We start from the raw sequence: 13,707 nt of genomic DNA, 5'->3' as shown, positions 1-13,707 counted from the left end.
TCTAGTGCAGGGGCTGCCAATTGCCTTAGGAAGGTGCGAATAAGTCCACCCTCACCTTCGGTAATCCTTGGTATTACTGGTACTGTTTTGGGAAAAAGGGACTTATTCGCAGTTTCCCTTAGAAATTGGATGCCTTGATGTCTGGCAAGTTGTCAGGCCGTTCTTCTCGTATAATCAGGCCTCCATGACATAACAGAGGCCATACCATGCTCAGCGAAACGATGATCAGCCGCCTGAATGAGCAGATTAACCTGGAATTCTACTCATCCAACCTGTACCTGCAGATGAGCGCCTGGTGTGAGTTCCACGGATTCGAAGGCAGTGCTAAATTCCTTCGCTCTCACGCCGCCGAAGAAATGACTCACATGCAACGGCTGTTCAATTATGTGAACGAGACCGGTGCCATGGCCCAGGTGGGCGCAATCAGTGCACCGCCGGTAGCGTTTGAGAACATTGCAGACGTCTTCCGCAATACCTATGAGCATGAGTGCCAGGTCACCCGCAAGATCAATGAACTGGCCCATACCGCCTTTACCGAACAGGATTACTCCACGTTCAACTTCCTGCAGTGGTACGTGGGTGAGCAGCATGAAGAAGAAAAACTGTTCAAATCGATTCTCGATAAAGTGGAAATGATCGGTATGGAGGGCAAAGGCCTGTTCTTCATCGATCAGGAAGTGGGCCGTATGGATGTCACCCATCCTCACACCACGCCAGCGAACGCCTGACGGGCTGTCCCGGGCAGAGGGTAGGTGGTATTCACCCTCTGCAACCGCTCTGGTTGTATCCATTTCGCACCTTTCAACTTACACGTTCAGATAACAGCCCCTGTCTTCCAAGAGGGCGTCCTTAGCGCAAATTATTCTCATCAGGCAGTGGCAGCCTTTCTATGCTTGGAACGCGGTATCTCTCCCGCTGTTCCCTGAGCGATGACAGGTAAACAGCGTCCCTTGTTGCATAACGGCCATTGAAAAGCGTCGTTATTTTTAGAGGATCCTGACCATGAGACTAAGGTTTTGTTTCCTGCTTTTCTCGGTCTTTTGCACAGTCGCCTATTCGAATTCAGATAAACCGGTTGCCGGTACACAAATGGTCAAAATGGAAGGCCGGGGGTTTTATATCACTTCCCCTTCTGCCGTGTTTGACGGCAATAAAACCCTCACCCTGAATGCACCGGTTATCGACTGGCTGGGCGATATGAAAAAAGAACATCTAGACGTTCCGGCAGGCATTGACCTTAGTGACATACCCAGCTTTGCTGCCACCCTGGACACAGGCTTTAAAAAAAGCCGGATATTGTCGACTATCACGTTACACTTTGTGAAAAGTGGTAAACAACAAACTCTGGATATTCATGATCAGGTCATCCATGCCAGTAGTGGTAATGGCAACATCAGCTTTTCATTCAAGGAAGCTGTGGAATCGATACCTGACCAGACCATGGAACAAGTCACATTGACCTTCAAAACATGGCATCCTCCAACGGTAAGCCTGGGACGTTTTCCGATGCATGCCGCCTGCTGTAACTGCAGCGGCGGTTGTGCCGCACTATGGATTCTTTTTGGCTGGTGTAATACGTGCCTGGAACCCTCGGGCGGTGAATTTTGCTGCCAACATTGTCATATGCCGGCAGCACCCGGCGGGACATGCCCATGATGAATCCAGCCCTGAAATAGACTAAAAGCCAGCTCTAATGACAGAGCTCGCTTTTAGTAGATACCGCTCAATGCTTTTCTCTGCCTAGGCGGTTACCTTACGCTCTCTGCTTTATCTCCGGCTTCACGTCCCTTATCGTTGAAACCATCACCGTCTATTTTTCGTATCTGTCCAGACAGGTACCTGACAGGGGTAGTGTTTATGTACGACTCGGTTAAAGACTATTACGGCAAAGTGCTGCAGGGCTCCGATGACCTCAAGACCAACGCCTGCTGCACCGGTGCGGCATTGCCTGCCTATATCCGCTCGGCACTGAGCGATATCCACGATGAAGTACTGACCCGCTACTATGGCTGCGGCCTGATTGCGCCACAGCAGCTCAAGGGCTGCCACATCCTGGATCTGGGCAGCGGTTCCGGCCGGGACTGTTTTGTGCTGTCCCGACTGGTGGGAGAAGAAGGTTCTGTCGTCGGTATCGATATGACGTCGGAGCAGCTGGACGTCGCCAACCGCCATATTGATTACCATATGGATCGGTACGGTTATAAACAGCCCAATGTCCGCTTTCTGGAAGGCTACCTGGAACGGCTCCATGAACTGGATCTGCCGGATAACAGCTTCGACATTATCGTGTCCAACTGTGTCATCAACCTGTCGCCAGACAAACCGGCGGTGCTACGTGAAGCATTGCGCCTGCTCAAGCCCGGTGGCGAACTCTACTTCTCCGATGTCTACGCCAGCCGCCGTGTACCGACCGAACTGCTGGAAGACCCGGTACTCTATGGCGAATGCCTGAGCGGCGCCCTCTACTGGAATGATTTCATCCCCCTGGCGAAACAGACCGGTTTCCTGGATCCCCGTCTGGTGGAAAGCAGCCCCATTACCATCGAAAACAGCGCGATAGAAGAAAAGATCGGCCATATCGATTTCTGGTCCGCCACCTGGCGCCTGTTCAAGCTGCCGGAGCTGGAGTCTGCCTGCGAGGACTACGGGCAGGCCGTTATCTACAAAGGCACCATTGAACACTGCCCGAAGCAGTTTGTACTGGATAATCACCATGCCATCGAAACCGGCAAGGTCTTCCCGGTCTGCGGCAATACCTGGCAGATGTTGCATGAAACCCGCTTCCGGGAACATTTCAAATTTATCGGGGATATGTCCACCCATTACGGTATCTTTGCCGACTGCGGCACACCGGTCCCCTTTGAACCACAGACAACCCCCGAAAGCAGCGGCGGTTGTTGCTGACGAACGTCTGCGGGCGCGCCACGGGTGCCGCCCGCCTGCTGCTTCAGGAAACACGGAAAACGCATGGAACTGATTGCAAAAGAACAAGCCCACAGTCATCAATGGCACTACACGACAGACGGTTCTCCCAGGGGGTATATTGATCCCCACGCCCTGCGGGAGCTTTGGTTTCATACCGGCACCGCCTGCAACCTAGCCTGTCCTTTCTGCCTGGAAGGCTCCAGCCCAGGCGATAACCGCCTGCAACTGATGAAGCTGGACGACGTGCGCCCGTTCATCGATGAAGCCGTCAGCCTCGGCGTCGAACAGTTTTCCTTCACCGGTGGCGAACCCTTTGTCGCCAAAGACATGGTCAAGATTCTTGCCTATGCCAGCCGCTTTCGTCCCTGTCTGGTGCTGACTAACGGCACAGAACCGGTATTACAACGGCTGCATCAGATCGCCGCACTCACCAACAGCGTACACCCCGTCTCATTTCGGGTCAGCATTGACTACCCCGACCGTGATCGACACGACAGCGGCCGTGGAGAAGGCAGTTTTGATAATGCCATGGCAGGCATTCGGGAACTGCATACTCTGGGATTCCATGTCTCCGTGGCAAGGCAAATGGCACCGGACGAAAATACTGATGCCGTCACCGCCGAATACCGAACACTCTTCAGGCAATATGAATTGCCTGAAGAGCTGACACTGGTCGCCTTTCCCGATTTTATGCCGCCAGACAGTCACCCAGAAACACCCCAGATTACCGAACACTGCATGACTCATTACCAGACAGCAGAGAGTCGTCGGCATTTCATGTGCGCATTCAGCAAAATGATCATCAAAACCAAAGGGCTGATGAAAGTTTACGCCTGTACCCTTGTCGATGATGATCCCGAATACGACCTGGGAAGCACCCTGACCGAAAGCCTGAACCAGCGAGTCAGCATGAAGCATCATCGTTGCTTCAGCTGTTTTTCTTACGGTTCTTCCTGCAGCGAAATGACCGATTGAGGTGGCCTGTGAAAAAAATCGTTTGGGGTTTGATGCTATCGCTTATCACACTGGCCACCGGTTGCAGCTGGATGCCCTGGCAACGCACCTTTCAGCCTGCAACGTTCAGCGATCTGCCCGGCTGGGACAACGGAGAAGCCAAAGGCCTGAAAACCTCACTGATGCACAGCTGCGAGGTCTACCAAAAACGTTCCGGCCCGGTGAGTGACAATGCCCTGTTTGGCACCTACGAACAGTGGCACCCTCTCTGTGACCAGCTGTCGGAAACCGATGGCAACGCCCTGACAGCCTTCTTCCAACAGAACTTTGACGTTTACCGCGTCGCGCCCTGGGAGGACGGCCTGTTTACGGGATATTACTCCCCACTTCTCTACGGCAGCCGTCAACCCTCAGAACGCTACCATGTTCCCCTGATCGACAAACCTGCAGACCTGGTGATGTTCAACCCCAAAGACTTTGGCATGGAAAAAGATACTGTGCTGAAAGGCAAACTCAACCGGGGCTGGCTGATTCCCTACGACGACCGGGAAGGCATCAACCGCCGGTTTGCCAAGGGCCATTACCGGGATGATGTCGTCCTCTGGGTGGACGATACCGTTGATCGGTTTTTCCTGCAGATTCAGGGTTCCGGCTTTGTGCAGCTGGATACCGGCGAGCAGGTCTATGTGAGAATCTCGGGACGCAACGGGCACCCCTACTTTGCGATTGGCCGTTACCTGAAACGGGAAGGTCTGCTGGAAACGGTTACCATGCAAAGCATCCGGCAATGGCTGAAAGATAATCCGGATCGGCTGGAAGAAGTCCTCTACCAGAACCGGGATTTCATCTTTTTCAGTGAAAGGCCGGAAGGCGGCCCGATTGGCGCGCAGGGCGTTATCCTGACCCCGGACCGCAGTGCCGCGGTTGATCGCAGTATCATTCCCCTGGGAACCCCCCTGTGGCTGGAAACCACGCTCACCGCTGATGACAGCCATTGGGCGCATGCCATGACGGCACAGGATGTCGGCTCAGCGATCAAGGGCAAGGTCAGGGCGGATATTTTCTTTGGCGCCGGCAAAGAGGCCGCGGCGAACGCCGGCCACCAGAATGCCGGTGGCAAGCTGTATGTCTTTGTACCACGAACAAAGGAAAAGAACCGGTAAACACTGCAACAACAGCCTTTACCGGCTCGGTGGGTCAGGCCATTTCGAGGATTTTATCCACCAGCCGGTTAATCCCGGTTGCCGCTTCACTGATACTGCCGGCCAGCATGTAGGCCGGCGTGGTGACCAGCTTGTTCGCTTCATCCACCACGATATCGTGCACCGGGCAGTCCACATGCTCCGCCCCGGTCATCTGGATGGCCTCGGCGGTTTCACCATCATTGCCAATGGTGCAGCGGACACCGGCACCAAACAGCTTGCCGGCCATGGCCGGGGCAATGCAGATCAGGCCGACCGGCTTCTTCGCCTCGGCAAATCCCTGAACGACTTTTAGAACATCAGCCTGTACGATCATGTCCGCGCCGGTCAGGGCGAAATCCGAAAGATTCTTTGCTGCGCCAAAGCCTCCGGGAATGATCAATGCGTCATAATCAGCAGCCTCGCACTCAACCACATCACGAATGTTGCCACGGGCCAGCCGGGCGGCTTCCACCAGCACATTGCGGGATTCCGGCACTTCCTCGCCGGTCACATGGTTGATGACATGATGCTGGGTAATATCCGGCGCAAAACACTGATACTCTGCGCCATTCTGGTCGAGCCTCAGCAGGGTAATAACGGACTCATAGATTTCTGAACCATCAAAGACGCCACAACCGGAGAGAATCACTGCAATACGCTTGTTCATAGGGGCTCCTCACTTCAAGAGATTATCTTCAAGAAACGTTAGTAACCGGACCTCTGCCGACTTGGCCGCGGCCAGATCATAGGAATTCATGGCAGACGGTGCATCAAAGACATGTTCAACCGCGGGGAAAAGCCGGGTTTCCAGTGGATAGCCATTGGCCTTGTAGCGATCCAACACACCAACACACTCCGCGGTATCTATCACCGTATCCTGTCCGGCAAGAAACACTAAGGTGGGTTGTTTCATCGCCCACTCACTGCGAAACCGGGCCGGAAAACCGCAGTAAGGGTAATAGGCCGCTACCGCCCGGACGCCGTCCAGTGCCTGCGCATCCTCATCATCGGAACCGTGCACAGGATCAGCGCCATAAGCCAGGGCGTCCAGCACCGTCCAGCCCCCATGAGAGTAACCGAGCAGGGCCAGCCGGTCCGACGCCACATATGGCAGCTGCCGGACATGTGACAGCGCAGCCCGAACATCCACTACCCGTTCATTTCCCCACAACGCATGCCCCTTGCAGACCCGGCGAGCCGTCAGGTTTCGACCACTGAAACTGTCCACCAGGATCGCCACATAACCATTGTCCCGCAACCACTCGCCCCGTGGCCTTGAAATTTCAGGCTGGGGCCCACCACAACCGTGGAAGAGCAGCACTGTCGGGAATGGCCCGTCACCTTCTGGCCGGTAGATTTCATACCAGGGAGAGAGCAGGTCATTAACTGCCTCACGGGTGCGATCCTCAGGAAAAAGCGCACGAGCATAGGGCCAGAGACCGGCAACCATTCCGATGATGGCCAGCAGGACGAGTCCCACCGAGAGCCTGCGTTTTATCGGATACGTCATCTGAAGCCTGTTCCGCTATTATTCTGCCAACACCATACTAAATCCCTGCTAAAACAGCCATGTGAGGAACCGGTTATACCGGTCGATTGTCCAACACACAGACCAGCCTGATACCGCCTGTGACGCACAAAAGGTCAGTACCTCTGCTTCACGAAAGCTGGTAGGCTGTTACTCATTCAGAACAGAGGAGAGAGAGAATGGCAGCGGTACGGTGGATACTCGGACGCCTGATTTTACTGCTCAACGCCCTGATTCCGGTGGGCAGTGTGAAGCGTTCGCCAGAGGCACAAGCCATTGTTGACCAGGCAACCGCCAGCCTGGTGCTCTACCAGTTTGAAGCCTGTCCTTTCTGTGTCAAAGTCCGTCGCGGCATGAAGCGACTGAGACTGAAAATCGAAACCCGGGATGCCAAACGCTGCCAGCAGGCCCATGAAGAACTGCTGCAGGGTGGCGGCAAGGTGAAAGTCCCCTGCCTCCGCATTGAAAAAGAGAATGGTGAGGTGCGCTGGATGTACGAATCCTCCGACATCATCAGCTACCTGGAACAACGTTTTGCGCCGGGCCAGGAAACCGTGGCTCAATGCCGGGCTGCCAGCCGCTGAGAAACCGCCTCATCCAGCGCAAACCCTTTACGTGACGTCATCAAGCAGCTGCTTGCCATCGCAATGACAGCTGCGGTCACCATCAGCAGTAACGGTCCCTTGTCGTACCCCATCTGGCTGAGCAGTTCCAGCACGTAAGGGGTTCCCCCGCCAAACACACAGACACCAATATTCAGGCTGACCGCCACGCCGGTATAGCGAACCCGGGTATCAAACAGCTCGACCAACGCCGCTTCATAGCACCCATTACCGATGGCTGCAGGGAGCAACGTCAGCAGCGCCACCAGCCAGAGCTGACCATCCTGCAGAGCGCTGAACGCTGGCCAGGCGACAAGCAGCATCAACAGTCCGCCGGCAAACAACATCCGACGACGTCCCAGGTAATCGGAAAGCCAGCCTGAGAGCAGCGTCATCATGGACAATCCCAACATAATGGCTGTCGAAACCAGGTAAATTGAACCTTCAGACAAATTCAAATACCGGCTGGCATAGGGAGTAAGAAACAGATAGAACGACACCATGGTCGCCGCCGATGCAATCAACCCCACACCAACGAGAATCTCACGCGCGTGGGACTGAAACAGATCCTTGACCGGTATCCGCGCAACGGTCTGCTCCTGAAGAATCCGCGTAAATGCTGGTGATTCCACAATCCCACGTCTCAGGAAATACCCCAGAATACCGAGCAGACTTCCCAGCACAAACGGGATCCGCCAGCCCCAGTCCTGCAACTGTTCCGCCGACAACAACCCGTTCAACACAACCCCGGTTGTCGACGCCAGCACCAGCCCCAGTACTGCAGAGGCAATAATGGCGGATGTGAGCAATCCCCGCCGCTCTGGCGACACATGCTCCGCCGCAAACACCAGCGCACCGGGCAACTCCCCACCGACAGACAATCCCTGAAGTAGTCGCAGACAGGCCAGCAACACCACGGCCATCCCGCCGATGGCGGCATAACTCGGCAACAACCCGATACCCAGGGTCGCAACAGACATCATGATGATGGAAAGGCGAAACAGCTTCTTGCGTCCCAGCCGGTCACCGAAATGACTGAAGATAATCCCACCCAGGGGCCGGATGAAATTACCGCCGGAATAAATGGCAAACATCCACAAAACACCCGTGTCACTGTGCGCCGGCAGGAACACGTCGGCCAGCTGGCTGGCAAACAACAGCAGAATGGCGAAATCGAAGAATTCAAGAACAGCCCCAAGGCATGTGATAAAAACCAGTTTTTTGAGCATTACGGTACAGATAGCATCAATGAACGGAATGAAAGGCTGAAAGGGCAATGACAAATACGAAATGAATAGCGTAGTGCAATTACTCAATACAACACGGTAACGATTGGATCTATATGGAAGGGTATCCGTCGAACGACAGTCGGTATGCCATCAGCGGCGCTCAGCCGTATGGCGTATCTCATCACGGCGGTGCTTGATCAGCTCTTCCAGAATCGCGATATTGGCAGCATTTTCAAGCATGTGGATATCCTTGTCCAATACGGCCAGACGCTCCTTATCCTGAGCTGACAGAATGGCATCGCGAAACGTAATCACCGCATTAGCTTCCGCCAGCATGCTTTGCTGGTCATGATGTTCATCAGAGAGATGGGCCCAATCGCTGAACCGCTGCAAGACAGAAAAATAAAATTCATGGTGGGACAACCAGTAAAGCAGGCCATGATGCGTATCATCCGATGGCTTCCTGCCGGGTAATTTCATGGCGACTCCAACCTCATTCTTCTTCTGACAGACTGACCCGCGATGGCACTGAAGCCGCCGCACCGGTCATCAGGTGGCTTTCGATATCCAGCCGGTGCGCCTGGATCTCCCGCATCCATCCGGGCAACTGGGCAGCGTGGATGCCTTTGAGCAACCGGCGCTCCTTGTCCAGCAGTTTCTTCAGACTGAGTTCGACATCTTCCAGCGTATCCACCAGTGCATCCGCACAAGCCTTGCGCTTGGCCAGATAGACAGCCCCCAGCACCGTTGGCTTGTCAGTGGTCGGACGGCAACTGTCCCTGAGAGCCTGTTCGAATTCGGCTATCAGTTGTTTCCGCTCCCTGGCCGCTCCCTGGAATGCCTGCCAGTGTTGCTCCAGCAGCTCGTCAGCACTGACCAGCTGCTTTTTGGCGGTATCATTGATGGTGATTTCCGGCAACGAACGCGCTTCATCAAGACGCGGCAGGATCTCAGGCGCCAGTGAAGCCGCTGGCGTGACAGGCTTTGTCGCGATGTCTGTTTTTGCTATTTTTTCTGATTTTTCGGGTAACCGAGCCGGCGGCTCAGGCTGAAAGGGATTTGTGACGGTCTCGACGGGGGCTGCCGCTTCTGATACCGAAAAAAAGTCATCCTCAGGAATACTGGGATCGATATCCCCGCTGAAAGACAGGCCATTACCCGGCTCAACCCCATCTGGATGCTCGGCCCCTTCCGGCAACGAACCTTCGCGAAACCAGTTGGTCGGGGCTAATGTTTTCAGAAATTCTTTCATTGCCTCGAAATCCCTTTCTCCGGGAATACTGATCCCGCAGAGAATCTGCTCAACATGCTTACTAAGAGGTTTTCGACAGCAGGCCGTAAGGCTTCACCGATTGCTCATGATTGTGAACATTTGTTTCAAAAAGCCGGCACTTTCAGGCTGTTATCGCATTTTTTTGATGGCGTTCTGTACTTTTTCCAGTCTTGGTTCGATGCTGTTAATTCGCTTTTGCATAGCAGACAAGGATTCCTGCGAATTTTCGTCATAATTGCCTGACTCAATAGCTACAACGGCTTCCTGCCTCCGATACTCTTCAAACACCACCTCCAGATCACTGACCGCTTTCCGTAGACCTGTGACAACTTCCTGCTTCCGCTCTTGTATGGCTTCCATGGAGGCAAGCCCGGTTCTTTTGAGTACACGCTCGCGCCAGGCTTGTGGATCCGCATTCTCCATATTCTGTTCATGCAACAAACCTATAAACGCTTTATGCTCATCAGCAGCAATTGTCAGGTATTCCCAGTGAACTTCCACATCCTCACCTAAATCTTCCAGATGCTCACAGGCTGGGGGCAATGGCACATCTGAAAAGACATTACGTCGTAGATTATGTTCAGACACTAGAGGGGTGGAGACTGTCACTTTTTCCGGTTCCGGGGCTACTTTTCCTTTTCTAAACGGCTTGGTCAATCGTTCGAAAATCGCTTTGGGGGAATAACGCTTCCGCTTAGCCGTTTTTGCAGGCTCAGGCTGATCCAGCCCCGGAACATCGGCCGGTAAATCGCCGGGCAGCGAATCGTGATCATCGTGACGACTCACATCAGACAGCGTGTCATAATCCGACGTCACCTCCCGATCTCGCACCGCTGGATCTTCAAACCAGGACTCTGTGTCTTCACTTTCACTGATCGCACTGTCATGTAACGACCTCGTGTCATCTTCCGTGCCAAGGCCTGAGGTTTCAGCAAACAGACCTTCAGATGGCATGACATGATTCAGAGGTTGTTTTACTTGTGTTTCTTCATTGCTGATCCATTCCAGCAATGCCGCTTCCAGCCGTTCAAAACTGCCAATATTTTGAGTTTCCCGCAGTTGCAGCAGGATATCCATCGCTGCTTTTTCATTCGGCAAACTCAGGCCGTATTGCTCCATCTCGGGTTTAAAGATATGCGCCACATACTGCCAATCCTGTGTACTCAACGAATCAAGACGATCATGATGGGTGTGGCGCAAATACTTATAATGTTCATCCTGAACAGGCTCGGAGGATGGTGCCGTTCTCACTGCTGGACGGGATACCGTTGCTGCCTGTGGCTGCCATTGAGGCATGGCTGGACGGTAAACACCATGCTGAGGCGCTTGCGTTTCCTCGTTGCTGAGCCACTCCAGCAATGCCGCTTCCAGCCGTTCAAAACTGTCAATATTTTGAGCTTCCCGTAGTTGCAGCAAGATATCCATCGCCGCTTTTTCATTCGGCAGACTCAGGCCGCATCGCTCCATCTCAGGTTTAAGCATATGCGCCACATACTGCCAATCCTGTGTTCTCAACGAGTCAAGACGATCATGATGGGTGTGGCGCAAATAGTTATAATGTTCATCCTGAACAGGCTCGGTGGAAGGTGCCGTTCTCGCAGATGGGTGGGATACAGCTGTTGTCTGTGGCTGCCATTGAGGCATGGTTGGACGGTACGCGCCATGCGAAGGCAATGCTGTCGCATGCTGTGCATGCAACGGGACGACCGGGGCATAACCGGGCAATACATGAACCATGTGACTGGCCACTTGCTGTGGATTAATCACATACACCACCCACTGCTTATGCTGGACCGGCAACATCACGGTCGTTCTGGTCGCCATCGTTGGGTGACCTGATACCGGTACGGTCAATCCGTTAGGGGGATGATTAACACCTGATCCATTCATTGTCTGTCCATCCCTGATATTGGCTACTACTTCTGATTGTAAACCAGCCACCTATTATTCAAATACGACTAACGTATTGTTTTTACTGAATAAATAACATTTCCTGATATCAACGAACCTGTTGATTTCACTATGACATGAAAACCCGAACATTTGGCCTCCCCGGTCAACAGCTTGTCCCAAAATGTCCGGATATCTCCCCGCCCCTGTCGGTAGAATTTCCAACGAACCAATCTGCCTGCTTCCCGGGCAACGCACATACAGATAGACACACCACAACAATAACAACGGTGCCGATGTGAATAACAACAAGACCCGAATCATGCCGGGACTGACGCTGGCGGCAGTCCTGACCACGCCCCAGGGCATGGCCATTACCTTTGACGCCGCAGACGGTGAGATCACCGGCAGCCTGAACACCACCCTGAGTGCCGGCGTCAGCGTCAGCATGCAGGACCCGGACAGCAAGCTCTATACCTACGGGGAAAGCAAAAACCTCGACATCAAGCCCGGCAGCGGCACCGGCCCCAATGCGGACAATGGCCGGCTGAACTTCGGTAAAGGCGATGTCATCTCCAACCAGTACAAGGGGCTGACAGAACTGACGCTGGAATATCGCAATTACGGTTTCAAGGGCAGCGTCAAATACTGGTACGACCACTGGCTGGAAACCAAAAACGGCCGCTATACCGATTTCGATGACAGCGGGTTTGACGACCTGGCCCGTTTCAGCGGCATCGAAGTACTGGACGCCTACGGCTGGACCTACTTCGACCTGGGCGACATGCCGGTGGATATCCGCCTGGGCAAACAGGTACTCAGCTGGGGGGAGAGCACCTTCCTGCAGGGGGGCGTCAATGTTATCAATCCTCTGGATGCCGCCGCCTTTAATCGTCCCGGTGTTGAGATCAAGGAGGGCCTGCTGCCTGTCGAGATGCTATATGGCAGCATCGGCCTGACACCGGCAATGACCCTGGAGGGTTTCTACCAGTTCAACTGGCGGCCCACCGTACTGGACGGCTGTAATACCTTCTTTGCATCAACCGATGCCATCCAGCCTGGTTGTGGCCCCATCTATACCCAGGCTGCCTTGTCGAACGAGGAAGAGGAAAATATCGGTGGCACCGGGGGTAACACCATCATTGACCGCACCGCGGATGACCTGCCCGGTGACAGCGGCCAGTGGGGTGCTTCACTGAAATACTATGCAGAAGCACTCAATGGCACCGAGTTCGGCCTGTACTTTATCAATTATCACAGCCGCAACCCGTATCTGGACGCTACTAATGCGGATCCCTCGCAATACCGGCCCATCGGTATCGGACCATCCGGAGACACCGATTTTTACGCGCCGACCCATCCCGCAGGCGCCGGTTTCATCCAGGGAGCCACCTACAACGCGGTATTCCCGGACAATATTCGCCTGTACGGCCTGAGCTTCAATACCAGCCTGAACAGCGGCTGGTCACTCAGCGGTGAACTGACCTATCGCCCGAATATGCCGTTGCAAATCAACATCAACGACCTGCTCGCCGATGCTGCCGCCGGTGGCGATGGTGCAGCGGATTATGGTCAGGCTTCCCAGGGGTATGTGCGTAAACCGGTCACCCAGGTACAGATGACGGCCATCAATACCTTCCCGCAGATACTCGGTGCGTCCGAGCTCGCGCTGGTCGGTGAAGTGGGTTTCATGCATGTCGGTGCGCTGGGGGATGACAACCGCTATGGTCGCTCCGCGATCTTCGGACCCGGCGATGACGGCTCCGGCACCTGCAATACCAGTGACGATATCACCGATGACTTCTGCACCAATGAGGGCTACACGACATCCGACAGCTGGGGCTACCGCCTGAATGCGACGCTGGTCTACAGCGGCGTAATGCCCGGCGTAACCCTGAAGCCCTCTCTGTCATTCCGCCATGACGTCAACGGTTATGCCTACCAGCCCGGCGGCGCGTTTGAGGAAGGCCAGATGGCTACCACGCTGACACTCGGCGCCATCTACCGTGATGACTACAAAGCCACACTGTCGTACACCAGCTTCTTCGGCAACAACAAGTACAGCACCCTGGACGACCGTGATTACATGAGTTTCAGCGTCAGCGCCAGTTTCTGACCATGG

Annotated in this window: 13 protein-coding genes; 7 read left to right on the top strand and 6 right to left on the bottom strand. The window is 54.3% G+C overall.

Annotation, left to right across the window (positions count from 1 at the left end; translation table 11 throughout):
* Window positions 1–206 precede the first annotated feature (206 nt).
* The 5 genes from ftnA to mltA all read left to right on the top strand — a co-directional run bounded on the left by ftnA (window position 207) and on the right by mltA (window position 5,042).
* Entirely contained in the window at window positions 207–728 is a 522-nt protein-coding gene (gene ftnA, locus KHS78_RS17040) for a non-heme ferritin (protein ID WP_211829746.1), read from the top strand.
* A gap of 274 nt (window positions 729–1,002) precedes the next feature.
* Window positions 1,003–1,656, top strand: a complete 654-nt coding sequence (locus KHS78_RS17035; protein WP_211829745.1) for a hypothetical protein — start codon at window positions 1,003–1,005, stop codon at window positions 1,654–1,656.
* A gap of 201 nt (window positions 1,657–1,857) precedes the next feature.
* Window positions 1,858–2,904 (top strand): methyltransferase domain-containing protein, encoded by a 1,047-nt coding sequence (locus KHS78_RS17030; RefSeq protein ID WP_211829744.1) that lies wholly within the window; start codon window positions 1,858–1,860, stop codon window positions 2,902–2,904.
* Window positions 2,905–2,967: 63 nt separating this feature from the next.
* A complete protein-coding gene (locus KHS78_RS17025) occupies window positions 2,968–3,900 on the top strand; it encodes a radical SAM protein (RefSeq protein WP_211829743.1) in 933 nt (310 codons plus the stop codon).
* A gap of 8 nt (window positions 3,901–3,908) precedes the next feature.
* A complete protein-coding gene (gene mltA / locus KHS78_RS17020) occupies window positions 3,909–5,042 on the top strand; it encodes a murein transglycosylase A (RefSeq protein ID WP_211829742.1) in 1,134 nt (377 codons plus the stop codon).
* Window positions 5,043–5,076: 34 nt separating this feature from the next.
* Here the strand turns inward: mltA and elbB are convergent, their stop codons facing one another.
* Both elbB and KHS78_RS17010 read right to left on the bottom strand, forming a co-directional pair.
* Window positions 5,077–5,730: an isoprenoid biosynthesis glyoxalase ElbB gene (gene elbB, locus KHS78_RS17015; RefSeq protein ID WP_211829741.1), complete on the bottom strand. Its 654-nt coding sequence runs from the start codon at window positions 5,728–5,730 to the stop codon at window positions 5,077–5,079.
* Between the two features lie 9 nt (window positions 5,731–5,739).
* Entirely contained in the window at window positions 5,740–6,573 is an 834-nt protein-coding gene (locus tag KHS78_RS17010) for a dienelactone hydrolase family protein (protein ID WP_211829740.1), read from the bottom strand.
* A gap of 197 nt (window positions 6,574–6,770) precedes the next feature.
* Between KHS78_RS17010 and KHS78_RS17005 the strand changes: the two genes are divergently transcribed.
* Window positions 6,771–7,175, top strand: coding sequence for a glutathione S-transferase N-terminal domain-containing protein (locus tag KHS78_RS17005; RefSeq protein ID WP_211829737.1), 405 nt, complete (start codon window positions 6,771–6,773; stop codon window positions 7,173–7,175).
* On the opposite strand, the gene KHS78_RS17000 is transcribed toward KHS78_RS17005, so the two are convergent.
* The 4 genes from KHS78_RS17000 to KHS78_RS16985 all read right to left on the bottom strand — a co-directional run bounded on the left by KHS78_RS17000 (window position 7,151) and on the right by KHS78_RS16985 (window position 11,519).
* Window positions 7,151–8,422: an MFS transporter gene (locus tag KHS78_RS17000; RefSeq protein WP_211829735.1), complete on the bottom strand. Its 1,272-nt coding sequence runs from the start codon at window positions 8,420–8,422 to the stop codon at window positions 7,151–7,153. The two genes, KHS78_RS17005 and KHS78_RS17000, sit on opposite strands and share 25 nt — an antisense overlap.
* Window positions 8,423–8,572: 150 nt before the next feature.
* Window positions 8,573–8,902, bottom strand: coding sequence for a hypothetical protein (locus KHS78_RS16995; RefSeq protein ID WP_211829733.1), 330 nt, complete (start codon window positions 8,900–8,902; stop codon window positions 8,573–8,575).
* 13 nt (window positions 8,903–8,915) lie between these two features.
* Entirely contained in the window at window positions 8,916–9,674 is a 759-nt protein-coding gene (locus tag KHS78_RS16990; protein ID WP_211829732.1) for a hypothetical protein, read from the bottom strand.
* A 150-nt stretch (window positions 9,675–9,824) separates the two neighbouring features.
* Window positions 9,825–11,519, bottom strand: a complete 1,695-nt coding sequence (locus KHS78_RS16985) for a hypothetical protein (RefSeq protein ID WP_211829730.1) — start codon at window positions 11,517–11,519, stop codon at window positions 9,825–9,827.
* A 364-nt stretch (window positions 11,520–11,883) separates the two neighbouring features.
* On the opposite strand from KHS78_RS16985, the gene KHS78_RS16980 reads away from it, so the two are divergent.
* Window positions 11,884–13,701, top strand: coding sequence for a DUF1302 domain-containing protein (locus KHS78_RS16980; RefSeq protein WP_211829728.1), 1,818 nt, complete (start codon window positions 11,884–11,886; stop codon window positions 13,699–13,701).
* Window positions 13,702–13,707: the final 6 nt, after the last annotated feature.

The sequence above is a fragment of the Kistimonas asteriae genome, assembly GCF_018263925.1.
Classification (GTDB): Bacteria; Pseudomonadota; Gammaproteobacteria; order Pseudomonadales; family Endozoicomonadaceae; genus Kistimonas; species Kistimonas asteriae.
The sequence above is the reverse complement of the archived record's forward strand: the minus strand, read 5'-3'. Positions and strand labels throughout refer to the sequence as shown.

Coding starts and splice junctions, on each gene's coding strand:
- ftnA (WP_211829746.1), top strand. CDS start 207: ATGCTCAGCGAAACGATGATCAGCCGCCTGAATGAGCAGATTAACCTG.
- KHS78_RS17035 (WP_211829745.1), top strand. CDS start 1,003: ATGAGACTAAGGTTTTGTTTCCTGCTTTTCTCGGTCTTTTGCACAGTC.
- KHS78_RS17030 (WP_211829744.1), top strand. CDS start 1,858: ATGTACGACTCGGTTAAAGACTATTACGGCAAAGTGCTGCAGGGCTCC.
- KHS78_RS17025 (WP_211829743.1), top strand. CDS start 2,968: ATGGAACTGATTGCAAAAGAACAAGCCCACAGTCATCAATGGCACTAC.
- elbB (WP_211829741.1), bottom strand. CDS start 5,730: ATGAACAAGCGTATTGCAGTGATTCTCTCCGGTTGTGGCGTCTTTGAT.
- KHS78_RS17010 (WP_211829740.1), bottom strand. CDS start 6,573: ATGACGTATCCGATAAAACGCAGGCTCTCGGTGGGACTCGTCCTGCTG.
- KHS78_RS17005 (WP_211829737.1), top strand. CDS start 6,771: ATGGCAGCGGTACGGTGGATACTCGGACGCCTGATTTTACTGCTCAAC.
- KHS78_RS17000 (WP_211829735.1), bottom strand. CDS start 8,422: ATGCTCAAAAAACTGGTTTTTATCACATGCCTTGGGGCTGTTCTTGAA.
- KHS78_RS16995 (WP_211829733.1), bottom strand. CDS start 8,902: ATGAAATTACCCGGCAGGAAGCCATCGGATGATACGCATCATGGCCTG.
- KHS78_RS16990 (WP_211829732.1), bottom strand. CDS start 9,674: ATGAAAGAATTTCTGAAAACATTAGCCCCGACCAACTGGTTTCGCGAA.
- KHS78_RS16985 (WP_211829730.1), bottom strand. CDS start 11,519: ATGGCGACCAGAACGACCGTGATGTTGCCGGTCCAGCATAAGCAGTGG.